The following is a 26526-nucleotide window of genomic DNA, read 5'->3' as shown; positions in this document are numbered from 1 at the left end:
TTACAGTTGGGCAGCTAAACGCGAACCTTGATTGATCGCTCGTTTTGCGTCCAATTCAGCCGCCACATCAGCGCCACCGATCAAGTGCACGCTCTGCCCTGCGGCCACCAAGCCATCGTGCAATTCGCGTAGCGGGTCTTGCCCGGCGCAAATCACAATATTGTCGACCGGCAATAACTGGGGCTCGCCCTCACCCACACGAATATGCAGACCATCATTGTCGATGCGCAGGTATTCCACGCTGTTGAGCATGTGTACCTGCTTGTTTTTCAACCCCGTGCGATGAATCCACCCCGTCGTTTTACCCAAGCCATCGCCAACCTTGGTTTTCTTACGTTGCAGCAAAAACACCTCACGCGCAGGCGCATGGCGTAAAGGTTTGATTCCGCTGACACCCCCTCGGGCCTCAAGCGTCGTGTCGATGCCCCACTCCTTCCAGAAAGCTTCTCGATCCAGGCTGGTGGACACACCCTGATGAACCAAAAATTCAGACACATCAAAACCGATCCCGCCCGCACCAATCACCGCCACCTTGGCGCCCACCGGCTTGCGTTCAAGAATCACGTCCAGATAACTCAACACCTTAGGGTTATCAATACCTTCAATCGCCGGGGTTCGCGGAGCGATACCGGTGGCCAAAATGATCTCGTCATACGTGCCAGCCAGCAATTGCTCAACACTCACTCGCGTGTTCAAGCACAGTTCAACACCAGTGCTTTTGAGCTTGCGATCGAAATAACGCAGGGTTTCAGAGAACTCCTCTTTGCCCGGTACACGCTTGGCAATATTGAACTGACCACCGATCTGGCTGGCCGAATCATAAAGCGTTACTTCATGGCCGCGCTCAGCTGCCACCGTGGCAGCTGAAAGCCCGGCCGGGCCTGCTCCGACCACCGCGATTTTTTTAACTTGAATCGTTGGCAGGTAATTAAGTTCCGTTTCGTGGCAGGCACGCGGGTTGACCAGGCAACTGGTCAGCTTGCCGCCAAAGGTGTGGTCCAGGCAGGCCTGATTGCAGCCAATACACGTATTGATCTCATCACTGCGCCCGGCAGCTGCTTTGTTGACGAACTCCGGGTCCGCCAGAAACGGACGCGCCATCGACACCATGTCGGCATCGCCGTCAGCCAAAATCTGCTCGGCCACCTCAGGCGTATTGATACGGTTAGTTGTGATCAGTGGCACGTTGACCGAGCCACGCAACTTGGCCGTGACCTTGCTGAACGCACCGCGAGGTACTTTGGTCGCAATGGTCGGGATGCGTGCCTCATGCCAGCCAATGCCGGTGTTAATCAAGGTGGCGCCGGCGCGTTCAACGGCCTGAGCCAACTGCACGATTTCAGGCCAAACGCTGCCACCCTCGACCAGATCAAGCATCGACAAACGATAAATAATGATGAAATTGGGGCCAACGGCTTCACGCACACGGCGTACGATTTCGACCGGCAGGCGCATACGATTTTCGTAGCTACCTCCCCAACGGTCAGTGCGCTGGTTGGTATGGGAAGCCAGAAACTGGTTAATGAAGTAGCCTTCAGAGCCCATGATTTCGACGCCGTCATAACCGGCGCTGTGGGCCAATTTAGCGCAGGTAACAAAGTCGCAAATCTGCTTCTCGATGCCCTCTTCATCCAGCTCTTTAGGCTTGAACGGGTTAATCGGCGCTTGAATGGCGCTTGGCGCTACTTGCTTGGGGCTGTAGGCATAACGCCCAGCGTGCAAGATCTGCAAACAGATTTTGCCACCCGCATCGTGAACAGCCTGCGTCACGACCAGATGCTTTTCAGCCTCCTCAGCCGTTGTCAACTTGGCTGCGCCGCTGTACACCCCGCCTTCTTCATTGGGAGCAATCCCCCCGGTCACAATCAGCCCAACCCCGCCTTTGGCGCGCTCAGAAAAATAGGCGGCCATACGCTCAAAGCCACCTGGCTTTTCTTCAAGGCCGGTGTGCATCGAGCCCATCAGGCTGCGGTTGCGCAACGTGGTAAAACCCAAATCCAGCGGGGCCATTAAGTGCGGGCAGTGAACGGCAGTCATCATCAAACTCCACAACAGGCTAAATCACGGAACGCGGGACGCTCTGTGGCTCCCGTCGTTGGATGCAGGCACATTAAAGACACAACTCTTAGCACTCAATGACCCAAAGTTACAAATTATTAACCCAAGTGCGCAGCCCCCCTTGGCAAGTCCCCACCAGCCACCTACCCTAGACACTGAATTCTCCCGATGGCCCCGTTGTATTTCTCATGCGCAAATTACTTGGCTGCACCACACTGATTGCACTTATCGCTGCTGCTGGCGGTTATGGGTATTGGACCGAGCAACGCGAAGTTGGCCATTACCTCTCAGACCTGCGCGTCGAACTGGTCGTCAACGATGGCGTGGCCAATGATCGTGGCAACCTGTTAGGCATCCAGCCGGAGCTTTCGCCACGCGACTATCAAAATCTGGGGTTGTTGCACCTCAAACTGGCGGCCTACCTGAATAAGGCCCGCGATGAGGGTTTGCTCAATCACAAAACTATTGTGGTATTGCCGGAACACATTGGTACTTGGCTGATGTTTCGCGGCGAAAAAAACGAGCTGTACCAAGCCGCCGACCTGAATGAGGCCATGCGTTGGCTGGCTATCAGCAATCCTCTTGCGTTCGCCAGCGCGTGGATTCGCGCTGACGGCGAAAGTCGCGTCAACGATGCTCATTTGCGCATGAAAGCTGACAGCATGGCCGCCGATTACCAGACACTGTTTGGCGGCTTGGCCAAAGAGTTTGACGTCACCCTGGTGGCGGGCAGCATTGCACTGCCAGACCCTCACATTGACAACGGCAAGCTGATACCCGGCTCAGGGCCGCTGTACAACAGCAGTGTCGTCTTTGGTCATGACGGCGTCCCGCTTGGCAAACCACAACGTCAACTGCTGCCAACCTACGAAGAACAAAGTTACATTCAGCCGAGCCCAGACGCTCAGTTGAACGTGATCAACACCCCGGCTGGCCGCTTGGGCATTCTGGTCGGCAGCGACAGCTGGTATCCCGAGAATTACAGAGCCCTCAACGAGCAACAGGCTCAATTTATTGCCGTGCCTGCGCTCATCCTTGGCAAGGACGCTTGGGACAAACCCTGGGGCGGCTATAAGAGCGTCTCCACCCCCAGCGAAATCAGCCTTAAACCCGGGGAAGTTACCGAAGGCGCTGCTTGGCATCGCCTGACGCTTATCAGCAGTGTGCCCAGCAGCACCGCCGAGGCCGGAATGACAGTGTTCTTGCGCGGCAAGTTCTGGGACAAGCACAGTGCAGGGCAAAGCTTTATCAGTCGCAACGGCCAGACCAGCCCAGATGTGCCGGGCACCGGCGCGCGATTGTTGAATCTCTGGCTGTAGCGCTATGAAACCGTTGCCGATGCGACTGGGAGACCTTTCTATCGGGTTTGTTCAGCAGCTTGCAGATGCTGTACGCAGTTGCGGCCACGACCCCGAGCCCCTGCTTGAACAATATGGGCTGGATGCTGCACGCCTCAGGCAACCTGCGGCTCGGCTGTCTATACCGCGTTATATGCGCCTTGGGCATGCCGCAATCACCTTGACCGGTGATGCGGCACTGGGATTGCGAATGGGCCAACTGAGCCGCCTCAGCCAGGCAGGACTGGCTGGCGTCACGGCCGCTCAAGCACCGAATGTGCGTGAAGCGGCCCGCACCTTGATCCGCTTTGAGCCGCTTTACGGCTCCAACTACCGCGGTCAATCGAGCCTGCACGAGGATGCCAAGGGGGCGTGGCTGAGGTTTTACTCCATCAGCCCGTACAACGCTTACAACCGCTTCGTGGTGGACTCCATCATCTGTGGCTGGCTGCAACAGCTGTCATCGGTGGCCGACCAACCTTTGCGCTGTGAGCAAATCGATATCGAATTCAGCGAACCCGATTACGCTGAGCGTTACAGTTTGCTAAGCCACAACCCGATCCATTTTCGCGCCGAAACCAACCAACTGCGCTTGAACCACGATGCGCTGGATCTGCGCAACCCGCAGCACTGCCCGAGCACATGGGCCTACCTGCTGCAATTGTGTGAACGCGAGCTTGAGCAATTGACTCGCACCCGAAGCCTACGTGAACGTATCACCCAACTGCTGGGGCCTTTACTCAATGGGGGCCGCGAGCCCGATCTGGAAGAAGTTGCGGCACGGCTGAAGCTGCCCACCTGGACTTTACGTCGCAAGCTGACTGAAGAAGGCACGCAGTTCCGGGCAATTCTCAACGATACCCGTCGTGACCTTGCCATGACCTACATCCGCGATACGGAGTTGGCCTTTGGTGAAATCGCGTATTTGCTGGGGTTCGCCTCAGCTGAGGCGTTTCAGCGGGCGTTCAAGCGCTGGAACGCAGAAACCCCCGGGGAATTCCGTCGCCGCCAACGTCAAACTGCTTGAGCCGGGCTAGATGCTCACAACTCAGTGGCATCGTCTGCGGGGTCTAGCGGGTCAAGCTCAGAAGCCTGATAGTCGAGCAGTTCTTCCTGATAGTCATCCATTGCGCAGTCCTTAAGCATCGGCAAGCCGTTTAATTGAGCCTGAGCATAAAGTGCCGTCATGACGGCTACATGACACTTTCGGAGACACTTTTTGCTCACACTATTAAACGTAGCAGAACGTTGCACATTTACTGCAACGCTTAAGGTGCCGGGGCTGGCTCAGGTGCGATAACTGGCGCCGTGGTTGGGGTTTCTGATGCTGGCACCGTCACTGGTGCTTGAGGCGATACATCAGACGCTGCGGGTTGAGCCGCGGGCTGAACGTCAACGGGCGTGATCGGCTGAGCCTCTGCCGGAGGCACGACAGGTTGCGACCCGACAGGCTCTATCATTTCTGGCTCACTGACAGGAGCCACAGCCGGTTCAGGCATGACGGGAACAGCCGTTGCAGGCGCTACAGGTGCCACGGGCGCAGCGTCGGTTGCAGCGTCGGTTGCAACAGCGGCCGCAGCGGGTACAACTTCAGGCACCCCCAAATCAGCCTTGGGCTTTTCCGGGATATGCGCCGCTTTTTTTACTTCTTTAGGCAGGAACACTTCAACCAAAGAGAAAAAGCGGTCGTAAAACTGCGCCGAAGACACCGTCTCGCTGGCAACTTTAACCATCGAATCATCAGTGGAACCAATCGGCATCGATACCGACCCGAGTACGCCCACACCAAGGCTGGCCGAGTTATTGACCTTTTTCAGTGCGTAGCGATCTTGAAGCGCGTTGGCAAACATGGTCGAGTGATGCGCCTCCCCACTATCATCAGCACACACCACGCTAAAGCTGATTTCCAGATGGCTCTCACCCGTCTGCTGGAAGCTCTTGTGACCACTGATCATTTTTGGGTCACTGCTGGTGATGATGTAGCCCTGACTGAGCAAAGCGCGGCGTGCGGCTTCGCAGGATGCTTTATCAGCCACGGGGTAATTGCGCGAGAACGTGCCCGAGTCATCAAAGTGTTCATGCTCGTAAATCGCTGTTTTTTGCGACGAGCAACCTGCGAGGCCGATCAGCACAAGGGCGATCGCTGCGGTACGCAAGGGGAATGGCATAAGCATTAAACATCCTGAAAAAACTAGGCGGGGCGTATTGTGCATCAGATCGCTATTTTCGGGCGCAGTTTGATCCGATGAAAAGCGGGTTACAAGGTTGAAAGCCAGTTTTTATAAACCCAGTCGAAGGCCAAATCAAAGGCATGCCTGCCAATTCCAGATATGGCTTTGGCGCGCGCGCGGGCTATTGGATACCGTGCGCTGTGCATGGGAAGAACGAAAAGTGGTAAGTGGAGTTACAGACTGACTCTCAGCCGGATAGCGCCGAATTCTCAATAGCCGGACTGAAGCCCTCTGCGGGAATTAACCAAGCCCACCATCCAAGTCAAACCGCTCTGGCGTTACCGCTCGCACCCCTCTAACTCCCGCCAACCTATTGAGAAACCGAGGGAGCTTTGACAACTGCAAATGGGGATTTTTACAAACTGGCGGCGCAGCTTCTTCTCGACCCCACTCAACCCCTCCAAGACAGGGAGAATATCGCGATCAAGAGAGTGCTTCGATTACCCAGAGCCGCCTTTTTGCCCAGCCGCCCGCCTCTTACTAAGAAACTCAGGCCAGCGGGCAGCACCACCTCGAACAAACCGCTCTCGCCAACGCCCTCTGATGCTGCTCCTGACGACACGGACGCGGCACTGCCACGACACTCACGCAACTGCTTTAGGCTGATCTAAGGGAGATGCGCATTTGCTTGCCATGCAAGCTGTGATTGGGACGAAAAGCGACAAACGAAGACCATCAACGAGCGAATAGTGCTTTCTGGAAGCCTTGTCATGACGAACGGGGGGGGATCGGCGAATGAATCTCCCATTGCTTGGCGCAACGAGATACCTCTTATGGAGAGGCACACCAACACACAATCCAGCATTTGCGATGTACTGCCCAGCGCACTAGAAATGCTTGACTGCTGAAGGAGACTGATAAAACGCTATAACGAAAAAAAGCGGCCAAAGGCCGCTTATTTCGTAGCTTTCACGCGCCCATCTGGACTTAGTGGAAGCAAATATGGCGCAGCGGACGGGACTCGAACCCGCGACCCCCGGCGTGACAGGCCGGTATTCTAACCGACTGAACTACCGCTGCGTATCGCTCGGACTTACGCCCGTTTGAAATCTTTAAATCTGTGACTGAAAGGCTTCGGTGCTTTTCAATCGCAAGCCAAGTGAACCTGACTTGTACAAATATGGCGCAGCGGACGGGACTCGAACCCGCGACCCCCGGCGTGACAGGCCGGTATTCTAACCGACTGAACTACCGCTGCGCGTCAGTTGGCTGCTCTTTTCAGAGCGACCTTCTCTTACGAGAACTCAAGAAGTGGTGGGTGATGACGGGATCGAACCGCCGACCCTCTGCTTGTAAGGCAGATGCTCTCCCAGCTGAGCTAATCACCCTTTGCTTCGTTGAGGCCGCGAAATTTACGCACCTATCGAAGCTAAGTCAAGGACAAGATTGAACTTTTTTAAAAAAAGGCTAAAACCGATAAACAAGCGCTATCGAACACAGGTTGCTGCAACACCGCCTATTCTCCGTACACCATTTTTTTGGTCATGCCGCCATCGACTACAAACTCTTGCCCCGTCACAAACCCGGCATTACGCGATAACAGCCAAGCAACCATTGAAGCAACGTCCTCCACAGCCCCTACCCGCCCCGCCGGGTGCTGAGCGTGATCCGCGTCGGTTAACGGCTGCGCACGCCTTATGGAAGGATCACGCGCGTCAATCCAGCCAGGGCTTACCGCATTGACTCTAACTTCCGGACCAAGGCTGTTGGCCAGCGCATGGGTCAGTGCCACCAAGCCTCCCTTGCTCGCCACATAAGCCTCGGTATCGGGCTCTGATTGACGGGCACGGGTGGAAGCCAGGTTAACAATCGATCCACAGTGCGCACGCAAGTAAGGTGCGCAGTGTTTGGCCAGCAACATTGGCCCAGTGAGATTGACTGCCAGCACGCGATTCCAGTGATCCAGATCGAGGCTTTCAAGGGTCATGTTGTGCGGATCAGCAACAGCTGCGTTGCATACCAAGGCATCCAACCGCCCAAACTGCCCCAGCACCTGCGCCACACACTGAATAACATCAGCTTCAACCGACACGTCCATAGCCACAAACCAGGCGCTTTCACCCAGCACCTTGACCACTTTGGAACCGCGCGCTCGATCAATGTCCGTCAGCACGACTTGCCAACCTTCACTGATCAACCAAGCAGCAATCCCAAGGCCAATGCCGCGCGCAGCGCCAGTAACTAACGCCACACGTCCATTGCCAGCCGTAGGCGTCTCAAGAACCAAGTCACTCACAATGCAGCCAAGCCCCGTGCAAGATCAGCTTGCAGGTCAGCAACGTCTTCCAGGCCAACCGCAATACGGATCAGGCTGTCACGAATACCCGCTGCCTCCCGCTCTTGAGGCGCCAAACGCCCGTGAGAGGTTGTGGCCGGGTGGGTAATCGTTGTTTTGCTGTCACCTAGGTTGGCCGTGATTGAGATCAATCGAGTGGCATCAATAAAGCGCCATGCACCCTCTTTACCGCCTTTGACTTCAAAACTCACCACAGCACCAAAGCCACGCTGTTGACGCTGCGCCAGTTCGTACTGCGGATGACTTTCAAGACCGGCATAGTGAACCTTCTCCACGCCCGCCTGCTGCTCCAGCCACTGCGCCAAGGCGAGCGCACTGGTGCAGTGAGCGCGCATCCGCAAGTTGAGGGTCTCCAGACCCTTGAGGAAAATCCACGCATTAAACGGGCTCAATGTTGGCCCGGCAGTGCGTAAGAAGCCCACAACCTCTTTCATCTGCTCACTGCGACCTGCAACCACCCCGCCCATGCAACGGCCTTGGCCGTCAATGAACTTGGTCGCCGAGTGCACAACAATGTCCGCCCCCAATTTCAACGGCTGCTGCAGCGCAGGCGTGCAGAAACAGTTATCGACCACCAGCATTGCACCTTTGGCGTGAGCGATCTCAGCCAAGGCAGCAATGTCGACCAGCTCAGCCAATGGGTTGGAAGGCGATTCAACGAACAACAACTTGGTGTTGGGCTTGATTGCAGCATCCCATCCAGACAATTGAGCCAAAGGCACGTAATCAACCTGCACACCAAAACGCTTGAAGTACTTTTCGAACAGGCTGATGGTTGAGCCAAATACGCTGCGCGACACCAGAATGTGGTCGCCCGCGCTGCACAGGCTCATCACCACAGACAAAATGGCCGCCATGCCCGTTGCCGTGGCCACGGCTTGTTCTGCGCCTTCCAGCGCGGCAATACGCTCTTCAAACGCACGCACGGTAGGGTTTGTATAACGCGAATAAACATTGCCTGCTGCCTCACCCGAGAACCGCGCTGCTGCATCGGCAGCTGTACGGAACACGTAGCTGGAGGTCAGGAACATGGCGTCACCGTGCTCGCCTTCTGGCGTACGGTGCTGACCAGCACGCACTGCCAAGGTGTCGAACGCTACGCCATCAAGGTCGCTATCCAAGCGACCGGCATCCCAATCCTGACTCATGCTGCCCACTCCTTGCCTTGTTTTGGTTGCTATGTATTGGATAAACGCAAACCGGCCCATTAGGGCCGGCTTGGTGAACACTTAATTGTTGTACAAGCCTATCGTCGCACCGACGCCTTGGGCAACGACCTTAGAAGCATCGTTGCGCGCGCGCTCGATGCGCTCAAGGTAGTTTTCATCCACATCACCCGTGACGTACTTGCCGTCAAACACTGCGCAGTCAAACTTGTCGATCTTGATCTTGCCACCACCGACCGCATCCAGCAGATCTGGCAGGTCCTGGTAGATCAACCAGTCAGCACCGATCAGCTCGGCCACTTCTTGAGTGGTGCGGTTGTGTGCGATCAACTCGTGAGCGCTTGGCATGTCGATGCCATACACATTCGGGTAGCGTACAGCCGGGGCCGCAGAGCAGAAGTAAACATTCTTGGCACCCGCTTCACGGGCCATCTGAATAATCTGCTTGCAGGTCGTACCACGCACGATCGAATCGTCGACCAGCATTACGTTCTTGCCACGGAACTCAAGCTCAATGGCGTTGAGCTTCTGGCGAACGGATTTTTTACGCGCTGCCTGACCCGGCATGATGAAGGTACGACCGATGTAACGGTTTTTAACGAAGCCTTCGCGAAATTTAACGCCCAAATGGTTCGCTAGCTCAAGAGCTGCGCAACGACTGGTGTCTGGAATCGGGATAACCACGTCGATGTCGTGCTCTGGGCGCTCACGCAGGATTTTCTCGGCGAGTTTTTCGCCCATCCGCAGGCGAGCCTTGTAGACCGAGATACCGTCAATGATCGAATCAGGACGGGCCAAGTAAACGTGTTCAAAGATGCACGGAGTCAGTTGCGGATTAACTGCACACTGACGGGTGTGCAGCTTGCCGTCATTGGTGATGTAAACCGCCTCACCCGGCGCCAAATCGCGAATTAGGGTAAAACCCAGTACGTCGAGCGACACGCTTTCGGAAGCGATCATGTACTCGACGCCCTCGTCAGTATGACGCTGGCCAAAAACGATAGGGCGAATGGCGTTCGGGTCGCGGAAACCGACGATACCGTAGCCCGTAATCATCGCCACCACTGCGTAACCACCACGGCAGCGGTTGTGCACGTCCGTGACTGCAGCGAACACATCTTCTTCGGTTGGCTGCAACTTGCCTCGCTGAGCCAGCTCGTGGGCGAAAACGTTGAGCAGCACTTCAGAATCAGAATTGGTGTTGACGTGACGCAGGTCAGATTCGTAAATCTCCTTGGCCAACTGCTCGACGTTCGTCAAGTTACCGTTATGCGCCAGAGTGATGCCGTACGGCGAGTTAACATAAAACGGTTGTGCTTCAGCTGAAGTCGAGCTGCCTGCCGTTGGATAGCGCACATGACCAATGCCCATATGCCCGACCAGACGCTGCATGTGGCGCTGATGAAATACATCACGCACCAGCCCGTTGTCCTTGCGCAAAAATAACCGGCCGTTATGACTGGTCACAATACCGGCAGCATCCTGGCCGCGGTGCTGGAGGACGGTTAGCGCGTCATACAGCGCCTGATTGACGTTCGACTTACCGACGATACCGACGATGCCACACATGCGACGCAACCCCTACTTTATAGATCGGAACTGAACACCACTCACTTGGGCTGGGTAGCCGGCAAGAGATGCTCCTTGAACGGAATATCAGCAGGTACGCTGATACCGCTGGCCAGCCACTGACTGCTCAACCCCAAAATGAGGTTTTTAGACCAGTCGGCAACCAATAGAAATTGTGGCAGGAGCCTTGACTCTTGCCACCATATGTCTTGCTGTACCGGCCCAAGGCTCAAGAGCCCGACGGCCACAACCACCAGCAATGCGCCACGCGCAGCACCGAAGGCCATGCCGAGAAAACGATCGGTCCCGGACAACCCGGTGACGCGAATCAGTTCGCCGATAAGAAAATTGATCATTGCGCCCACCAGCAAGGTGGCGACAAACATGATGGTGCACCCGACGATGACGCGGGCGGAAGGTGTTTCGATGTACCCGGCCAAGTATTGCGACAACGAACCGCCGAACATCCAGGCGACAACGCCAGCTATGATCCAGGTGCACAGCGACAGCGCTTCTTTAACGAAGCCGCGCTTCAAGCTGATCAAAGCGGATATGGCGATAGTTGCAACGATCGCCCAGTCAACCCAAGTAAATGGCACAGTACAGCCTACAGACAGTTAAGGCGGCGCATTTTAGCAGAGCGCCGCTTCACAGGTAAGGCGATTTATCGGCGCTTTGGCAATCATGTGTATCCTTTTTTGCAGCCTCAACCGCGCTCAGGCTGAAAGCGCACCACAAAACCCTTGAGATTCTGCTGCTTACCGAGCAAATCACGCAGACGGTCTGCCTCGGCACGCTCAAGCAACGGGCCGACAAAAACCCGATTCATACCGCCGGACGAACGCACGTAGGCGTTATAGCCTTGATTACGAAGAGTTTTTTGCAGATTGTCGGCGCTCGCACGATTAGACAAGCTGACCAACTGAACCGACCAACTGATGGGCAGCCCATTGGGGTCAACACGCTTTTGTGTCGTATCCAGTTTGGCAGGGGCCTGAGCAACGGTTTGCGCAGGCGTGACCACAGGCGGCTTAGGCGCCGGAACTGGCTTAGCCGCTACGGGCGCAACAGGCTCTGGAGTAGAAACCGGCACAGGAGCCTCGGAAACAGCCGGTTCAATGGGTGCATTCAGCTCTTCAGCAATGACCTGCGGCTGCGGGACAGCCACCGGCTCAACCTTCACCTCAGGCAACACTGGCATCTGCGGTGCTGCGGGCGCATCGACCTCGATTTGGCGCTGCTCATCCTGCCGCGAAAACAACATCGGCAGAAAAATAACGGCCAACGCCACCAACACAAGGGCGCCAACCATTCGCTGTTTGAATACCTTATCCAGCAAAGCCATTTTCCGCCTCCTGCGTGACGTGCCGCTCTAACCAATCGAGCGCTTCAGCGACACAATAAAAAGATCCGAACAATACAATTTCATCGCCCGACACTGCCTGCCCACTCTGCGCCTGCAAAGCTGCAGCAATACTGTCATAAACCGAAACCGATGCGCCGTGCTGCTCAAGCGTAGCTTGTAGTTGCGACGCTGGGCGAGTGCGAGCTGTGTTGAGTGGCGCCACCGCCCAATGCTCAATGTAGCCATCGAGTGCTGACACAACACCCTCGAGATCCTTATCTGCCAGCAAGCCGAACACAGCCAGACGCTTGCCTGATACCGGTCGCTGGCGCAGCCGTTGAACCAGATATTCAGCCGCATGAGGGTTGTGCCCCACATCCAGCAGCACATTCAAGGCTTTGCCCTGCCAACTGAATTGACGCCGATCCAACCGACCCGTTACGTGCGTACTCAATAACGCATCGGTAATGCGCTCTGGCTGCCAAGTCAATTGAGTCAATGCGTAGGCTTGCAAAGCAAGCGCTGCGTTTTCCATCGGCAGATCAAGTAACGGTAAATCACGCAACTCAAGCGCCTGCCCCTTCGCATCCAGGCCGCGCCAATGCCACGCGTGCTCAGTACAGGCCAAGTCAAAGTCGCGACCGCGAACCAATAGCGGACAACCCAAAGCATTAGCCTTATCAAGCAACGGCTGCGGCGGGTTCAAGTCCCCGCAAATGGCAGGCTTGCCAGACCGGAAAATGCCAGCCTTTTCATACGCCACAGACTCGCGGCTATTACCCAGATACTCAACGTGATCAACCCCAATACTGGTGACCAATGCCAGATCGGCATCTACCAGATTGACCGCATCCAATCGTCCACCCAGGCCCACTTCAAGCACTACGGCATCGAGTTGAGCGCGCTCGAACAACCAAAAAGCGGCCAGCGTGCCCATTTCAAAGTAAGTAAGCGATATATCGCCCCGCCCTGCTTCCAGCGCAGTAAACGCCTCACAAAGCTGCTCATCCGACACCTCAGCGCCGTCAATTTGCACACGCTCGTTGTAGCGCAACAAATGCGGAGAGCTGTAAACCCCAACCTTAAGCCCCTGCGCTCGCAACAATGACGCTATAAACGCACAGGTCGAGCCTTTGCCATTTGTGCCGGTGACTGTTATCACCCGAGGCGCGGGCTTTTGCAGCCCCATGCGGTTCGTTACCTCTCGCGAGCGATCCAACCCCATGTCAATGGCAGCAGGATGCAGCTGTTCAAGATAGGCGAGCCACTCGCCAAGGGTGCGCTGGGTCATAGGTTTGCAGGTGCCGGTGGGACAACAATGGTTTCAACAGGCGCAGGCACGAACACGGGGGTCGGCAGGCCCATCATTTGCGCCAGCAGGTTACCAAGGCGCGGACGCAGTTCTTGACGGGCAATGATCAAGTCGATTGCGCCGTGCTCCAGCAGGAACTCGCTACGCTGGAAGCCTTCAGGCAGTTTTTCACGTACGGTTTGCTCAATCACACGCGGGCCAGCAAAACCGATCAACGCCTTGGGCTCGGCCACAATTACATCACCCAGCATCGCCAGGCTGGCCGAAACACCGCCATAAACCGGATCGGTCAGCACCGAGATGAACGGAATACCTTCTTCGCGCAGGCGCGCCAACACCGCCGAGGTTTTGGCCATTTGCATCAGGGAGATCAGGGCTTCTTGCATCCGCGCACCACCAGAAGCGGCGAAACAGATCATTGGGCAACGATTTTCTAGCGCGTAGTTGGCGGCACGAACAAAGCGCTCACCCACAATGGCGCCCATCGAGCCACCCATGAAGGAGAACTCAAACGCGCAAACCACAACCGGCATGCCCAACAAGGTACCGCCCATGGAAATCAGCGCATCTTTTTCGCCCGTTTGTTTCTGTGCGCCCACCAAGCGGTCTTTGTACTTTTTGCTGTCGCGAAACTTCAGGCGATCTACCGGCTCCAGGTCTGCACCCAGTTCGGCGCGGCCTTCGGCGTCCAGAAAGATATCAATGCGTGCACGTGCGCCAATGCGCATGTGGTGATTGCACTTAGGGCAAACGTCCAGGGTCTTTTCCAGCTCTGGGCGATAAAGCACTGCGTCGCAGGACGGGCATTTGTGCCATAGGCCTTCAGGTACCGAGCTTTTTTTGACCTCGGAACGCATGATCGAAGGAATCAGCTTGTCTACCAACCAGTTGCTCATGCTTTCTTTCTCCAGTACCGGTGGCCAGAACGCTTGGGTTCAGGCCCCGTGTATGCCCTTGAGCTAAATTCATTAGGTGTGTGGCGATGGTGACAAGGTGCAGCGGTCAGCACATGGCAAACCAGCATAAACCCTGAACCCTCAGCCTTCCCGACAACACGCTCCAGAGCGGCCGCCACTTTAATTTCTGCCCGTCCAACTACCAGGCCCACTGCTTTTGGCAGCGGTAATGATGGACGGTGGCAGACTGCCAACCGTCACATCGAGCATCAATTTGTTGCGCGTACGGCCCGCATAAAGGCCCGAATCTTATCGTGATCCTTGATGCCTTTGCTCTTTTCTACGCCTCCACTGACATCTACAGCGTAAGGTCGCACCTGAGCGATGGCTTGAGCCACGTTATTGGCAGACAAACCTCCCGCCAAAATAATCGGTTTGCTGAGCCCCTGAGGAATCAAAGTCCAGTCAAAGACCTCACCCGTCCCCCCCGGCACACCTTCTACATAAGCATCGAGCAAAATACCACTGGCACTTTTATAAGCGGCACACGCGGCTTCGATGTCGTCACCCGCCTTGACTCTTAGCGCTTTGATGTAGGGGCGGTGAAAACCTTCGCATTGAGCGGGTGTTTCATCACCATGAAACTGCAGCAAGTCCAGTGCAACCGCGTCCAGGGTTTCGTTCAGCTCGCAGGAAGAAGCGTTAACAAACAGGCCTACCGTGGTCACAAATGGCGGTAACGCCGCGATGATTGCACGCGCCTGCACGACGCTTACCGCGCGCGGGCTTTTTGCGTAAAACACAAAGCCAATGGCATCAGCCCCGGCCGCAACAGCTGCCAAGGCGTCGTCTATGCAGGTAATACCGCAGATCTTGCTGCGAACGGCTGACATGTTGAAAACGCCCCAAGTCATATGCGTGAAAGTGCCGAATGGTAACAAATGCTCACACTAGCGTCAGCCGTCCAGCTCCGAAAAGCCAGTCAGAAAATGCGGGCCAATGTACCGCTGCGGCAGCTCAAACTCATCCTTGTATTCCACCTGCACCAGATACAAGCCATAAGGATGCGCCGTGACACCACCAGAGCGACGCTCTCGACTTTCCAGCACCTCTTTAATCCACTCAACAGGTCGCTCGCCTGCGCCGATGGTCATCAGCACGCCAGCAATGTTACGAACCATGTGGTGCAAAAACGCACTGGCTCGAATATCCAGCACGATCATTTGCCCATGGCGAGTGACGCGCAAGTGGTGCATTTCCTTGATCGGCGACTTGGCCTGACACTGCCCAGCACGAAAGGCGCTGAAGTCATGCACGCCCAGCAAATAACTAGCGGCTTCTGCCATGCGCTCAACATCCAGCGGACGATGGTTCCAGGTAACTTCTTGATTCAAATGTGCAGGCCGAATCTGATCGTTATAAATCACATAGCGATAGCGGCGAGCAATGGCTTTGAAGCGCGCATGAAAGTGCGAAGGCATAACCTTGGCCCAACTTACGCTGATGTCATGGGGCAAATTGATATTAGCCCCCATCACCCACGCTTTCAGCGAGCGCTCTGCCTGAGTATCAAAGTGGACGACTTGCCCGCAGGCATGTACGCCAGCGTCGGTGCGACCTGCACACAACAACGAAACAGGCGAGGCAGCCACTTTGGACAGCGCATTTTCCAGTGTTTCTTGAACCGTCAGCACGCCATTAGCCTGACGTTGCCAGCCGCAGTAACGCGAGCCTTTGTACTCCACACCCAAAGCGATTCGGGAAAAGCCTTCGGCGGCCATTTCGGCTGCCGGGTTATCTATATTTGCCAAGGACTTACAGCCTGCTCATAAACGCAAAGGCAGCCATTATAAGGCTCGACGCGCAACACGCCATGAAACAAATGCCAACAGCGAAGAAAGGCAGAGGCCTACAGCACCTGAAAACGACAACGGCAGCCATAAAGGCTGCCGCTGGGCGTACGCGTCAATCAGGTCAAGCCAAACGCGAGAGCATCTCTTGAGCTTCGGTTTTTTGCTCGGCATTACCCTCGCTCAAGACCTCACCCAAAATGTCACGAGCGCCCTCGTCGTCTCCCATATCGATATACGCCTGCGCCAGATCCAGCTTGGTGGCGGTTTCATCCGTACCCGAGAGGAAGTCAAACTCAGGCTCATCACCCTGCTCAACAGCGTCATCGGCATCGAACTTAGCGATATCGGCAAATGGCTCGGCAATCGGTGGCTGCTCAAAGCTTTGCGACAAACGCTCGAGCTCAGCATTGACCTCATCCAACTCAGCCGAAAAGCTGTCAGTCGCGGCCACGGGTGCCACATCTTCGTCAGCAAGAGACAAGTCAAAGTCTTCCGGCAAGTCCAAATCGTCAATGCCATTGATGTCAGACAGCGCAGACTCAGATACCGAGAAGTCCCTGAGTTGCTCTTCAAGCCCCAACAGGTCTTCGTCAGCCAAAGACGGTGCCGCCAACTCTTCGGCTGTCAGATCGAGATCAAAATCGGAGAGATCTTCGCTTGATGCCTGCGCCTCTGCCTGCTGTGCGAGCACCGACTCAAAGCTCAATGCTTCATCTACGGGCTCTGAGGATGCTTTATCCGCATCCAGTTCCGGCGACAATACCGAAGGCGAGGCAGCCTCCAGTTCATCCAGACTCAGGTCGAAGTCTTGATCAAATTCGTCGACAATCGGCTCAGCCACAGGCACCGACTCAACCTCTGGCTCGGCGTCAGCAACCGGCTCATCAAGTAACAGCTCTTTAACGAACTGCGCTTCGAGTTCTGCTGCAACCGCTGCCGTGGCAATACCCGCTGCCGTAGCAGCAACCATTGTCGGATAACGATTTTTCAGCTGTTCAACCTCTGCGTGATTTTTGCCGTTGGCAATCAGTTGACGCTCTTGAACCACAAACGCATCACGATCACCCAACTCGCCGTATACCTGCATCAGCTTCAGGCGCAGATCGCTACGCTGCGGCTCGCGGTCAATAGCCCCCGCCAACAGTTCAGCGGCTGGCTGCCACTGACGCTGAGCGATCAACTGTTCAGCCTGACCCAATACATCAGCAACAGGTTCAATTACCGGTTGCGGCACAACAATCGGAGCCACTACGGGTGCAGGTGCAGGTGCAGGTGCAGGTGCAGGTGCAGGTGCAGGTGCAGGTGCAGGTGCAGGTGCAGGGTCAAGCTTCACGTTTGGCGGCGGGATTTCAAGGCCTTCAAAGCTGCTTTCAGGCATTTCCAGATCAGCGGTGAAGTCCGACTCTTCCTCTAACGCCTTGGCCATACGCAGATGTTTTTCTGCCGCTTGCTGAGCCTTACGACGGCGAGCCAGCAGCAACATCAAAAGCAACAGTACTAGCACTGCCGCCCCACCTACCACGCCAAGTAACAGCGGATTGGCCAGCAGGTCTTGAATTTTTCGCTCTTCGCTTTTTGGTTCACCCGTCTCAGGCGCAGGAGGTACAGCCGTGGCGGGAACGCCCTCTGTCGCAGGCGCAATATCGGCCTCAGGCGCGTCGCCAGCTTGAGCCGCTAACTGAGCAGGTATCGCAGCTGACGCTTCGCCAGCGGCGTTATCGGCCTGCAGCTTGGCCAACTGGTCATTTTTCAGTTCGATCAAGCGCTGTAGCTTGTCTAACTGACTTTGCAGATCTTTCATTCGGCTCTGCAATTCGGCATTCTCGCGACGACTGGAGTCCAGCCCCTCCTGAGCCATCGCCAATTTGTCGTTCAACTGTTTTGCATCGCCCGCAGCCCCGTTGCGCGGGCCTTTGGCCGACTGCCCCGAAACCAGACTCAGCGTGTCAGAGGCCGATGCCTTGGCAGGCGCCGCTACAGCAGGCTTACGACCTGTTGCATCCAGTTGCCGAGTCAGCGGCACGGTACGACGCCCGCTGCGCCAATCGGCATTTTGTCTGGCGACTTCTGCAATGGCTTCGCCACGCGCCAGCGCTGAAGTTTGCGTGGCATCAGGCAGGCGCAATACTTGACCGGTTTTAAGGCGGTTGATGTTGCCGTAGATGAAGGCGTCCGGGTTGAGTGCCTGAATGGCCAGCATGGTTTGCTGAACAGATGCGCCGTTGCGCGCCTTCGCGGCAATCTCCCACAATGTGTCACGAGACGAAGTGGTGTATTGCGCAGGCGTGCTCCCCGACGCTGCCGCTGCGGCGGCAGCGGTTTGCGGCGAAAACTTGGCTGGATCAAGCAATACGCTGTAATCACGCAACAGTCGGCCACTCGGCCACATGACCTGCACCAAAAACTTCACAAACGGCTCTGACAGCGGCTGACTGGAGGTCACCCGCAGCACACTTTTACCCTCGGGATTGATCACTGGTGTAAAACGCAGATCATCAAGGAATGCGGGGCGCGGCACACCTTCTTTGGCAAAATCTTGTGCCGAGGCCAGGCTTGGCACTACCTCAGCAGCGTTTAAATCCTTGACGTCCAACAACTCGATTTCGGCCAGCAGCGGCTGGTTCTGAGTCGACTTCAGGGTCAGCTCTCCGAGCCCAAGCGCCTGTGCCATACCGGATGACAGCGCCGAAGCGGCGGCTATTGCTAACACTAATTTGCGAACTTGAACCATAGCCTCTTCCTTATTGGTACATGTCTCGTCCCGCGAGACCTGTATAGCTGCTGCCTGTAGGCATGGCCTGCAACTTTCGCGTGCAAACACATTGCCCCATCACCACCTGCAAGCCCTGACAGCAGCTTAAACTGCGACAACCCGCCGTCTGGATAGACCCATTGTGCAAATTGGCGCCAAGTATCTTTTACAGCAGGTCTTTAATCAACAACTCCGCCAGCTGTACGGCATTCAACGCAGCGCCTTTTCGTACGTTATCTGACGTCATCCACAGATTAAGTTCAGAAGTATCATCTACGCCGTGGCGGACACGCCCGACATACACCACATCCTGACCCACTGCATCACCTACCGCCGTTGGGTAATCGCCCGCATCAACCAGCTCGATACCGTCTGCGGCTTCAAGTGCCGCATTCACTGCATCGAGGTCAACCGGCTTTGCCAATTGCAATGACACACTAAAGCTATCGCCAAAAAACACCGGAGCTTGAACACAAGTGATCGAAACCTTTAACTCCGGCATATCCAGCACTTGGCGCAACTCTGTAACCAGACGCCTTTCTAGAGGCACATGGCCCTTGGTGTCTGGCTTTCCAACCTGAGCCAACACATTGAATGCCATTTGACGATCAAAAACAGAGGACTCCAACGGGTGCAAGTTCAGTAAAGCAGTGGTTTGTTTGGCTAGCTCAGCAATAGCCTCTCGCCCTTGGGTCGAGACCGCCAAACACGCAGTTACGTTAACCCGCTCAAGGTTCAGCAAATCACGCAACGGCGCAAGCAGCACCGCCAGGGCAATCGTTGAGGGGCTGGGGCTGCTGATTTGCACGGGCTTTGCCAATCCAGCCAGCACTGACGCATTGGCTTCGGGCACAATGTTCGGCGTCTGAGTGCCAGGCAAAGCGCCCGACAAATCAATAACCGCACAGCCTGCCGCTGTGGCTTTGGCGGCAAAACTCAAGGTGACTGCGGGGCCGGCAGCAAAAAACACCAACTGTACTTGGCTGAAATCAAACGCATCGACTTCACGCACGCGTACGTTTTTGCCTCGATACGGCACCGAACTGCCAGCCGACTCACTGCTGGCCAGTAAATGCAGGTTCGCAATAGAAAAATCGCGCTCCTCAAGGATTTGCACGATGGTTTCGCCGACAGTGCCGGTGGCGCCGACGACGGCGATATCAAAGGACTGGTTCATGTGTCTACCTCAGGCGAAACGTGGGGAGCGGCACTGTACCGGGAGCTATCCGCGTAGGCAACGCACAGCGCGCCATCCAGAGCCTTGATGCCAAACAAGAAAAAGGCCCGCGTCTCTTGCGAGAGGCGGGCCCGAGTACAGCCAGCGCGAATTAACGCTCCAGCAAAATCCGCAGCATACGACGCAATGGCTCAGCCGCGCCCCACAACAACTGGTCGCCTACCGTGAAGGCGCCAAGGAACTGCGAGCCCATGTTCAGCTTGCGCAGACGGCCAACTGGGACATTCAGAGTGCCCGTGACTTTGGTCGGACTCAGCTCCTGCATGCTGATATCACGCTGGTTCGGCACGAGCTTGACCCAAGGGTTGTGCTGACTGATCAGCCCCTCAATATCAGCAATCGGCACGTCTTTGTTCAGCTTGATAGTCAATGCCTGGCTGTGGCAGCGCATGGCGCCGATACGAACGCAAATGCCATCAACCGGGATCGGGTTTTTGAATCGACCCAGAATCTTGTTGGTTTCAGCCTGAGCTTTCCACTCTTCACGGCTTTGACCGTTGGGCAGTTCTTTGTCGATCCACGGGATCAAGCTGCCTGCCAACGGCACACCGAAATTCTCAGTCGGGTACGCATCACTGCGCATGGCCTCGGCAACACGACGGTCGATATCAAGAATGGCGCTGGCCGGATCAGCCAGTTGATCCGCCACTGCTGCGTGGGTCGCGCCCATTTGCTTGATCAGCTCGCGCATGTTTTGCGCGCCAGCACCGGAAGCCGCCTGATACGTCATGGCGCTCATCCACTCCACCAGCCCGGCTTCAAACAGACCACCCAAGCCCATCAGCATCAAGCTAACGGTGCAGTTACCGCCAATGTAATTCTTGGTGCCTGCATCCAACTGCTGGTCGATCACCTTGCGGTTGACCGGGTCCAGAATGATAACGGCGTCATCCTGCATACGCAGGCTGGATGCCGCATCGATCCAATAACCTTGCCAGCCTGCCTCACGCAGCTTTGGAAACACCTCAGTGGTGTAGTCGCCGCCCTGGCAGGTCAGGATCACATCGAGGGTTTTCAACTCTTCAATGTTGTAAGCATCCTTCAGCGGGGCAATATCTTTGCCCACAGACGGACCTTGTCCACCGACATTGGAGGTGGTGAAAAACACCGGCTCAATAAGATCGAAATCCTGCTCTTCCAGCATCCGCTGCATGAGCACGGAACCGACCATACCGCGCCAACCGACCAGACCTACACGTTTCATCGCAACTACACCTTTAACAAAAAGTGGGGTCGTTACTTCCACCAACAGGAAGTAACGGGCCCGAGAGATTACAGATTCTGTAGCGCCGCGACTACTGCGTCGCCCATTTCCTGTGTACCGACTTTGGTACAACCTGACGACCAGATGTCGCCTGTGCGCAACCCTTGATCCAGAACCAGGCTCACAGCCTGTTCAATCGCATCAGCCGCAGCCTGCTGATTGAAGCTGTAACGCAGCATCATCGAGACCGACAAAATAGTCGCCAACGGGTTGGCAATGCCCTGCCCTGCAATGTCCGGTGCCGAACCGTGGCAAGGCTCGTACATGCCTTTGTTGTTGGCATCCAGCGATGCCGACGGCAGCATGCCAATGGAACCCGTCAACATGGAGGCTTCGTCAGACAAAATGTCGCCAAACAGGTTATCAGTGACGATCACGTCGAATTGTTTCGGTGCACGCACCAGTTGCATGGCGGCGTTGTCCACGTACATGTGGCTCAGTTCAACGTCCGGGTAATCCTTGGCCACTTGCTCGACCACTTCACGCCACAGCTGGCTGGACGCCAATACGTTGGCCTTGTCAACTGAGCACAGTTTTTTGCCACGTACACGCGCCATATCGAAACCAACGCGCGCAATGCGGCGGATTTCACTTTCGCTGTACGGCAGGGTGTCGTAGGCCTGACGCTCGCCATTTTCCAGCTCGCGAGTGCCACGGGGTGCGCCAAAGTAGATGCCCCCGGTCAGCTCACGCACGATCAGAATATCCAGGCCGGCGACAATTTCAGGCTTGAGGCTCGACGCATCAGCCAACTGCGGGTAAAGAATCGCAGGGCGCAAGTTACCGAACAAACCCAGTTGCGCACGGATTTTAAGCAGACCGCGCTCAGGACGGATATCACGCTCGATGGTGTCCCACTTCGGGCCACCTACGGCGCCAAGCAACACCGCGTCGGCGGCGCGAGCGCGATCCAGTGTTTCGTCTGCCAAGGGTACGCCATGCTTGTCGATCGCTGCGCCGCCGATCACATCGTGGGTCAGTTCAAAGTCCAATTGGAACTTGTCGTTGGCCAACTCCAGCACTTTAACCGCTTGAGCCATGATTTCAGGGCCAATACCATCGCCAGGGAGAATCAGAATCTGCTTGCTCATGGGTTCCTCTTTCTTGTTTGTTGATGCCCCCCGTGGGCGCATCTGAAATTTTTTTTAGCGTTGCACGCTGCTATTTTTCACACCACAGCACCAGAACGTCAGTACTGAAGGAGCCGTCGGCTTCAATTTCAAAATACTCGCGAACCTCAACGCCCATCGATTGCTGCAACTCACGAATGGCCGCACTCATGGCCGGTGGCGTGCGCATACGCTCGATCCAGGAGCGGAACTCTAAACGCAAACGCTGCCGCTGTGTGCTGCGAGTGTGTAAACCCGCCTCACTGACCAAACGCAGCCACTCACCTGCCGAGTAATCACGCACGTGGCTGGTGTCACGCAAAACCTCAACCGTCTGCAAGTAAGTGTCGAGCAGCGGGCTACCCGGCGACAGCACATCAATAAACGCCGCCACGCCACCCGGCTTGAGCACCCGACGCACTTCACGCAGGGCCAATCCAACGTCACTCCAGTGGTGAGCCGAATAACGACTAAGTACGTAGTCAAACTCTGCATCGGCAAACGGTAAGCGCTCGGCAGCCCCGCACACCGTGCTGATATTGTTCAGCCCGCGCTCAATCGACGCGGCACTCACCACATCCAGCATTTGCTGGGACAGGTCGTAGGCCACCACGTCGTTGACCAGTGCTGCCACATTAAAACTGACATGACCCGCGCCACACCCCAAATCCAACACTCGCGCATCCGACTTGCCTGCCAGTTGTGCCTGCAGCAAACCGAACTCCGCGCCTTGCGCATGCACCGCACTGTTCAAATAAGCCGAAGCCTGTTCACCGAATTGTTTTTGTACAACCTGACTGTGCTGGGCGGTGCTGGTCATGCGGATGTCCTTTCTAAACCATCGATTACCCGTGGACGCTGCTGCAGGCTGCGATCTTTATCGATCAAAAGCTCGCAGCCCGCGCCAGCGACTACAAACGGGTTACGCGTCGCGAAACAACCAAGGTTGGCTCGCACGGTGCTTGCTTTCAAAGGCTGCAATTGCATCGCCGTCCTGCAACGTCAAGCCGATGTCATCCAAACCATTGAGCAGGCAATGCTTGCGAAACGCATCGATTTCAAAGCTCAACACCTTGCCATCCGGGCGAGTCACTGTTTGGGCCTCAAGGTCGATGCTGAGCTGGTAACCCGGCTCGGCTTCAACCTGAGCAAACAGCTCATCAACATCGGCATCGCTCAAAATGATCGGCAACAGGCCATTTTTGAAGCTGTTATTGAAGAAAATGTCGGCGTAACTCGGCGCAATGATGCTGCGAAAACCGTACTCTTCCAGCGCCCACGGCGCGTGTTCGCGGCTGGAACCGCAACCGAAGTTCTCACGGGCCAACAACACGCTCGCCCCTTGGTAGCGCTCAGCGTTGAGCACAAAGTCTTTGTTCAACGGGCGTTTGGAGTTGTCCTGGTACGGTTGCCCCACGTCCAGATAACGCCATTCATCAAACAAGTTAGGGCCGAAGCCTGTGCGTTTGATTGACTTCAAAAATTGTTTGGGAATGATCTGATCGGTATCAACGTTGGCGCGATCCAAAGGGGCAACAAGGCCAGTGTGCTGGGTAAAAGCTTTCATGCTGCGCTCCTTAAATCAATTCACGGACGTCGATAAAGCGGCCGTTCACAGCAGCGGCGGCGGCCATCGCCGGGCTCACCAAGTGAGTGCGACCACCTGCGCCCTGACGGCCTTCGAAATTGCGGTTGGAAGTCGATGCGCAATGCTCGCCCGACTCCAGACGGTCTGGGTTCATCGCCAAACACATTGAGCACCCCGGTTCGCGCCATTCAAAACCGGCTTCAAGAAAGATTTTGTCCAAACCTTCACGCTCAGCCTGTGCTTTAACCAAGCCCGAGCCCGGCACCACAATCGCCTGCTTAATGGTGGAGGCCACTTTACGACCCTTGGCAATCACGGCGGCAGCGCGCAAATCTTCAATTCGCGAGTTGGTGCAAGAGCCGATAAACACCCGATCCAACTGAATATCAGTGATCGCCTGATTGGCATTGAGGCCCATGTACTTCAAGGCACGCTCAATGGAGCCACGTTTAACCAAGTCCGCTTCCTGCGCAGGGTCTGGCACGTTCTGATCAACGGCCAAGACCATTTCTGGCGAGGTGCCCCAGCTCACTTGCGGCTTGATCTGTGCGGCATCCAGCTCGATCACTGTGTCAAATTGAGCATCGGCATCCGACACCAAGTCCTTCCAGGCTTGGACGGCCAAATCCCATTCGGCGCCCTTGGGTGCGAATGGGCGCCCTTTAACGTATTCAACCGTTTTTTGGTCCGCTGCGACCAAGCCTACTCGGGCGCCGGCTTCGATGGACATGTTGCAGATAGTCATCCGGCCTTCGACAGACAGGTCACGAATGGCGCTGCCCGCAAACTCAATGGCGTGGCCATTGCCGCCTGCAGTGCCGATTTTGCCGATCACTGCCAATACGATGTCTTTGGCGGTCACGCCGAACGGCAATTGACCTTCAACCGACACCAACATGTTCTTCATTTTTTTCGCCACCAGGCATTGCGTGGCGAGCACATGCTCAACCTCGGAAGTACCGATGCCGTGGGCCAATGCGCCAAAGGCGCCGTGGGTCGAGGTGTGCGAATCGCCACACACCACAGTCATGCCCGGCAACGTTGCGCCCTGCTCCGGGCCGATGACGTGAACGATGCCTTGACGCACGTCATTCATCTTGAATTCGGTGATGCCGTATTCGTCGCAGTTGTCATCCAGGGTTTGCACTTGCAAACGCGAAACCTGATCAGCAATCGCCTCAATCCCGCCTTTACGCTCTGGCGTGGTCGGTACGTTGTGGTCCGGGGTTGCGATGTTGGCATCAATACGCCAAGGCTTGCGCCCAGCCAGACGCAGGCCTTCGAAGGCTTGCGGCGAGGTCACTTCGTGGATGATGTGACGATCGATATAAATCAGCGCCGAGCCATCGTCGCGCTGCTTGACCAAATGCGAATCCCAGAGCTTGTCGTACAGCGTTTTGCCGGCCATCAGACGGTTCCTCATCAGCTACTTTCTGTGCCAATAACCACTTGGCTTGTGAGGTCGATCCTATGGCGTTACAGTCAATAACTCAAATTCATATTTTTCATGCTTTGGATAACTGCAAGGAATTCGAAAGATGGATCTCGCTAACCTCAATGCGTTCATCGCCATTGCTGAAACCGGCAGCTTCTCGGGCGCTGCTGAACGCTTATTTCTGACCCAGCCTGCGATCAGCAAACGCATTGCCAGCATTGAGCAGCAACTCAAGCTGCGCCTGTTTGATCGGCTGGGCCGCGAGGTGAGCCTGACTGAAGCTGGCCGCGCTTTGCTGCCACGGGCGTATCACATTCTCAACGTGCTGGACGACACCCGCCGAGCCCTTAATAACCTCAACGGAGAGGTCAGTGGCCGACTCACACTCGCCACCAGCCACCACATTGGCCTACACCGATTACCACCCTTACTGCGTGAGTTCACACGCACTTACCCCAAGGTAGCGCTCGATATTCAGTTCCTTGATTCGGAAGTTGCCTACGAAGAAATCCTCCATGGCCGCGCTGAACTGGCGGTTATTACGTTGGCTCCCGAACCTCACTCACTGATTCGAGCCGTGCCGGTATGGAACGACCCACTGGATTTTGTGGTTGCTCCGGAGCACTCCTTGACCCATCAGGGCCCCGTCAGCCTTGCTGACATTGCGCACCACCCGGCGGTGTTCCCCGGCGGCAACACCTTCACCCACCATATTGTTCAGCGACTGTTCGAAGCCCAAGGCCTGACACCTAATATCGCCATGAGCACCAACTACCTGGAAACCATCAAAATGATGGTTTCCATTGGTCTGGCCTGGAGCGTGTTGCCTCGCACTATGCTAGATGAACAAGTGGCGTCGATCGCCTTGCCGGGTATTCAACTGACACGCCAGCTAGGCTATATCCTGCATACCGAACGAACATTGTCGAACGCCGCACACGCTTTCATGACGCTACTGGATAGTCAGGTCGACACGCTACACACTGCTCAACGCTAGAAGCACCCAGCGTGTTCAGACATAGATTTCACAGCTCAAGGATCGCAGTCAATGCCAAACCCCGCTGACTTTGTGCCCCCC

At 55.9% G+C, this 26526-nt stretch carries 22 protein-coding genes and 3 tRNA genes; 3 read left to right on the top strand and 22 right to left on the bottom strand.

Annotated elements, in window-relative coordinates:
• The gene (locus ACZRJQ_RS02585; protein ID WP_463976834.1) at window positions 1-2040 is read right to left on the bottom strand and encodes a 2,4-dienoyl-CoA reductase FMN-binding domain-containing protein; all 2040 of its coding nucleotides are present in this window, start codon (window positions 2038-2040) and stop codon (window positions 1-3) included.
• A 206-nt stretch (window positions 2041-2246) separates the two neighbouring features.
• On the opposite strand from ACZRJQ_RS02585, the gene ACZRJQ_RS02580 reads away from it, so the two are divergent.
• Window positions 2247-3377, top strand: a complete 1131-nt coding sequence (locus ACZRJQ_RS02580; protein ID WP_463976833.1) for a nitrilase-related carbon-nitrogen hydrolase — start codon at window positions 2247-2249, stop codon at window positions 3375-3377.
• Between the two features lie 4 nt (window positions 3378-3381).
• On the top strand, window positions 3382-4422 hold the full coding sequence (locus tag ACZRJQ_RS02575; RefSeq protein WP_463976832.1) for an AraC family transcriptional regulator: 1041 nt from the start codon (window positions 3382-3384) through the stop codon (window positions 4420-4422).
• A gap of 14 nt (window positions 4423-4436) precedes the next feature.
• Here the strand turns inward: ACZRJQ_RS02575 and ACZRJQ_RS02570 are convergent, their stop codons facing one another.
• From ACZRJQ_RS02570 to leuC, 21 genes are all read right to left on the bottom strand, one after another.
• A complete protein-coding gene (locus ACZRJQ_RS02570) occupies window positions 4437-4583 on the bottom strand; it encodes a hypothetical protein (RefSeq protein WP_463976831.1) in 147 nt (48 codons plus the stop codon).
• 80 nt (window positions 4584-4663) lie between these two features.
• Entirely contained in the window at window positions 4664-5569 is a 906-nt protein-coding gene (locus tag ACZRJQ_RS02565) for a DUF2242 domain-containing protein (protein ID WP_463976830.1), read from the bottom strand.
• A gap of 1000 nt (window positions 5570-6569) precedes the next feature.
• Window positions 6570-6646 (bottom strand) — tRNA-Asp (locus tag ACZRJQ_RS02560).
• A gap of 101 nt (window positions 6647-6747) precedes the next feature.
• Window positions 6748-6824, bottom strand: a tRNA-Asp gene (locus tag ACZRJQ_RS02555).
• Window positions 6825-6878: 54 nt separating this feature from the next.
• Window positions 6879-6954: transfer RNA gene (locus ACZRJQ_RS02550), tRNA-Val, on the bottom strand.
• Window positions 6955-7082: 128 nt separating this feature from the next.
• Entirely contained in the window at window positions 7083-7862 is a 780-nt protein-coding gene (locus tag ACZRJQ_RS02545; protein WP_463976829.1) for an SDR family oxidoreductase, read from the bottom strand.
• Window positions 7859-9070 carry an O-succinylhomoserine sulfhydrylase gene (locus ACZRJQ_RS02540; protein ID WP_463976828.1) on the bottom strand — a complete coding sequence of 404 codons (1212 nt, stop codon included), beginning with the start codon at window positions 9068-9070 and terminating at the stop codon, window positions 7859-7861. Before ACZRJQ_RS02540 ends, ACZRJQ_RS02545 begins: the two co-directional genes overlap by 4 nt.
• A gap of 81 nt (window positions 9071-9151) precedes the next feature.
• Window positions 9152-10657, bottom strand: a complete 1506-nt coding sequence (gene purF / locus ACZRJQ_RS02535; RefSeq protein ID WP_463976827.1) for an amidophosphoribosyltransferase — start codon at window positions 10655-10657, stop codon at window positions 9152-9154.
• Window positions 10658-10698: 41 nt separating this feature from the next.
• Window positions 10699-11256: a CvpA family protein gene (locus ACZRJQ_RS02530; protein WP_463976826.1), complete on the bottom strand. Its 558-nt coding sequence runs from the start codon at window positions 11254-11256 to the stop codon at window positions 10699-10701.
• A 107-nt stretch (window positions 11257-11363) separates the two neighbouring features.
• Window positions 11364-12002 carry an SPOR domain-containing protein gene (locus ACZRJQ_RS02525; protein ID WP_463976825.1) on the bottom strand — a complete coding sequence of 213 codons (639 nt, stop codon included), beginning with the start codon at window positions 12000-12002 and terminating at the stop codon, window positions 11364-11366.
• Window positions 11986-13293 (bottom strand): bifunctional tetrahydrofolate synthase/dihydrofolate synthase, encoded by a 1308-nt coding sequence (gene folC, locus ACZRJQ_RS02520; protein ID WP_463976824.1) that lies wholly within the window; start codon window positions 13291-13293, stop codon window positions 11986-11988. The genes ACZRJQ_RS02525 and folC overlap by 17 nt, the downstream gene beginning before the upstream one ends.
• Window positions 13290-14210, bottom strand: coding sequence for an acetyl-CoA carboxylase, carboxyltransferase subunit beta (gene accD / locus ACZRJQ_RS02515; RefSeq protein ID WP_463976823.1), 921 nt, complete (start codon window positions 14208-14210; stop codon window positions 13290-13292). The genes folC and accD overlap by 4 nt, the downstream gene beginning before the upstream one ends.
• Before the next feature lie 269 nt (window positions 14211-14479).
• Window positions 14480-15103 carry a phosphoribosylanthranilate isomerase gene (locus ACZRJQ_RS02510; RefSeq protein ID WP_463976822.1) on the bottom strand — a complete coding sequence of 208 codons (624 nt, stop codon included), beginning with the start codon at window positions 15101-15103 and terminating at the stop codon, window positions 14480-14482.
• Between the two features lie 63 nt (window positions 15104-15166).
• Entirely contained in the window at window positions 15167-15991 is an 825-nt protein-coding gene (gene truA / locus ACZRJQ_RS02505) for a tRNA pseudouridine(38-40) synthase TruA (protein WP_463976988.1), read from the bottom strand.
• A 193-nt stretch (window positions 15992-16184) separates the two neighbouring features.
• Window positions 16185-18794 carry a FimV/HubP family polar landmark protein gene (locus ACZRJQ_RS02500; RefSeq protein ID WP_463976821.1) on the bottom strand — a complete coding sequence of 870 codons (2610 nt, stop codon included), beginning with the start codon at window positions 18792-18794 and terminating at the stop codon, window positions 16185-16187.
• Between the two features lie 187 nt (window positions 18795-18981).
• A complete protein-coding gene (locus ACZRJQ_RS02495; RefSeq protein ID WP_463976820.1) occupies window positions 18982-19992 on the bottom strand; it encodes an aspartate-semialdehyde dehydrogenase in 1011 nt (336 codons plus the stop codon).
• 151 nt (window positions 19993-20143) lie between these two features.
• A complete protein-coding gene (gene asd, locus ACZRJQ_RS02490) occupies window positions 20144-21256 on the bottom strand; it encodes an aspartate-semialdehyde dehydrogenase (protein ID WP_463976819.1) in 1113 nt (370 codons plus the stop codon).
• Between the two features lie 68 nt (window positions 21257-21324).
• Entirely contained in the window at window positions 21325-22407 is a 1083-nt protein-coding gene (leuB, locus tag ACZRJQ_RS02485) for a 3-isopropylmalate dehydrogenase (RefSeq protein ID WP_463976818.1), read from the bottom strand.
• A 70-nt stretch (window positions 22408-22477) separates the two neighbouring features.
• The gene (locus ACZRJQ_RS02480) at window positions 22478-23245 is read right to left on the bottom strand and encodes a class I SAM-dependent methyltransferase (protein ID WP_463976817.1); all 768 of its coding nucleotides are present in this window, start codon (window positions 23243-23245) and stop codon (window positions 22478-22480) included.
• A gap of 102 nt (window positions 23246-23347) precedes the next feature.
• Entirely contained in the window at window positions 23348-23992 is a 645-nt protein-coding gene (leuD, locus tag ACZRJQ_RS02475) for a 3-isopropylmalate dehydratase small subunit (RefSeq protein WP_019408137.1), read from the bottom strand.
• A gap of 10 nt (window positions 23993-24002) precedes the next feature.
• Window positions 24003-25421, bottom strand: a complete 1419-nt coding sequence (gene leuC / locus ACZRJQ_RS02470; RefSeq protein ID WP_463976816.1) for a 3-isopropylmalate dehydratase large subunit — start codon at window positions 25419-25421, stop codon at window positions 24003-24005.
• 130 nt (window positions 25422-25551) lie between these two features.
• Here leuC and ACZRJQ_RS02465 point away from each other — a divergent pair, with 130 nt between their 5' ends.
• Window positions 25552-26445: a LysR family transcriptional regulator gene (locus ACZRJQ_RS02465; RefSeq protein ID WP_463976815.1), complete on the top strand. Its 894-nt coding sequence runs from the start codon at window positions 25552-25554 to the stop codon at window positions 26443-26445.
• Window positions 26446-26526 lie beyond the last annotated feature (81 nt).

This window comes from Pseudomonas sp. E315 (genome assembly GCF_055406205.1).
The sequence above is the reverse complement of the archived record's forward strand: the minus strand, read 5'-3'. Positions and strand labels throughout refer to the sequence as shown.

What these genes read in the sequence shown, in the direction of transcription:
- leuB (WP_463976818.1), bottom strand. Translation starts at nt 22,407, where the DNA reads ATGAGCAAGCAGATTCTGATTCTCCCTGGCGATGGTATTGGCCCTGAA.
- ACZRJQ_RS02465 (WP_463976815.1), top strand. Translation starts at nt 25,552, where the DNA reads ATGGATCTCGCTAACCTCAATGCGTTCATCGCCATTGCTGAAACCGGC.
- ACZRJQ_RS02580 (WP_463976833.1), top strand. Translation starts at nt 2,247, where the DNA reads ATGCGCAAATTACTTGGCTGCACCACACTGATTGCACTTATCGCTGCT.
- accD (WP_463976823.1), bottom strand. Translation starts at nt 14,210, where the DNA reads ATGAGCAACTGGTTGGTAGACAAGCTGATTCCTTCGATCATGCGTTCC.
- ACZRJQ_RS02575 (WP_463976832.1), top strand. Translation starts at nt 3,382, where the DNA reads ATGAAACCGTTGCCGATGCGACTGGGAGACCTTTCTATCGGGTTTGTT.
- ACZRJQ_RS02510 (WP_463976822.1), bottom strand. Translation starts at nt 15,103, where the DNA reads ATGTCAGCCGTTCGCAGCAAGATCTGCGGTATTACCTGCATAGACGAC.
- ACZRJQ_RS02525 (WP_463976825.1), bottom strand. Translation starts at nt 12,002, where the DNA reads ATGGCTTTGCTGGATAAGGTATTCAAACAGCGAATGGTTGGCGCCCTT.
- ACZRJQ_RS02500 (WP_463976821.1), bottom strand. Translation starts at nt 18,794, where the DNA reads ATGGTTCAAGTTCGCAAATTAGTGTTAGCAATAGCCGCCGCTTCGGCG.
- leuD (WP_019408137.1), bottom strand. Translation starts at nt 23,992, where the DNA reads ATGAAAGCTTTTACCCAGCACACTGGCCTTGTTGCCCCTTTGGATCGC.
- leuC (WP_463976816.1), bottom strand. Translation starts at nt 25,421, where the DNA reads ATGGCCGGCAAAACGCTGTACGACAAGCTCTGGGATTCGCATTTGGTC.
- ACZRJQ_RS02585 (WP_463976834.1), bottom strand. Translation starts at nt 2,040, where the DNA reads ATGATGACTGCCGTTCACTGCCCGCACTTAATGGCCCCGCTGGATTTG.
- asd (WP_463976819.1), bottom strand. Translation starts at nt 21,256, where the DNA reads ATGAAACGTGTAGGTCTGGTCGGTTGGCGCGGTATGGTCGGTTCCGTG.
- ACZRJQ_RS02480 (WP_463976817.1), bottom strand. Translation starts at nt 23,245, where the DNA reads ATGACCAGCACCGCCCAGCACAGTCAGGTTGTACAAAAACAATTCGGT.
- folC (WP_463976824.1), bottom strand. Translation starts at nt 13,293, where the DNA reads ATGACCCAGCGCACCCTTGGCGAGTGGCTCGCCTATCTTGAACAGCTG.
- ACZRJQ_RS02570 (WP_463976831.1), bottom strand. Translation starts at nt 4,583, where the DNA reads ATGACGGCACTTTATGCTCAGGCTCAATTAAACGGCTTGCCGATGCTT.
- ACZRJQ_RS02540 (WP_463976828.1), bottom strand. Translation starts at nt 9,070, where the DNA reads ATGAGTCAGGATTGGGATGCCGGTCGCTTGGATAGCGACCTTGATGGC.
- truA (WP_463976988.1), bottom strand. Translation starts at nt 15,991, where the DNA reads ATGGCCGCCGAAGGCTTTTCCCGAATCGCTTTGGGTGTGGAGTACAAA.
- purF (WP_463976827.1), bottom strand. Translation starts at nt 10,657, where the DNA reads ATGTGTGGCATCGTCGGTATCGTCGGTAAGTCGAACGTCAATCAGGCG.
- ACZRJQ_RS02565 (WP_463976830.1), bottom strand. Translation starts at nt 5,569, where the DNA reads ATGCTTATGCCATTCCCCTTGCGTACCGCAGCGATCGCCCTTGTGCTG.
- ACZRJQ_RS02495 (WP_463976820.1), bottom strand. Translation starts at nt 19,992, where the DNA reads ATGAACCAGTCCTTTGATATCGCCGTCGTCGGCGCCACCGGCACTGTC.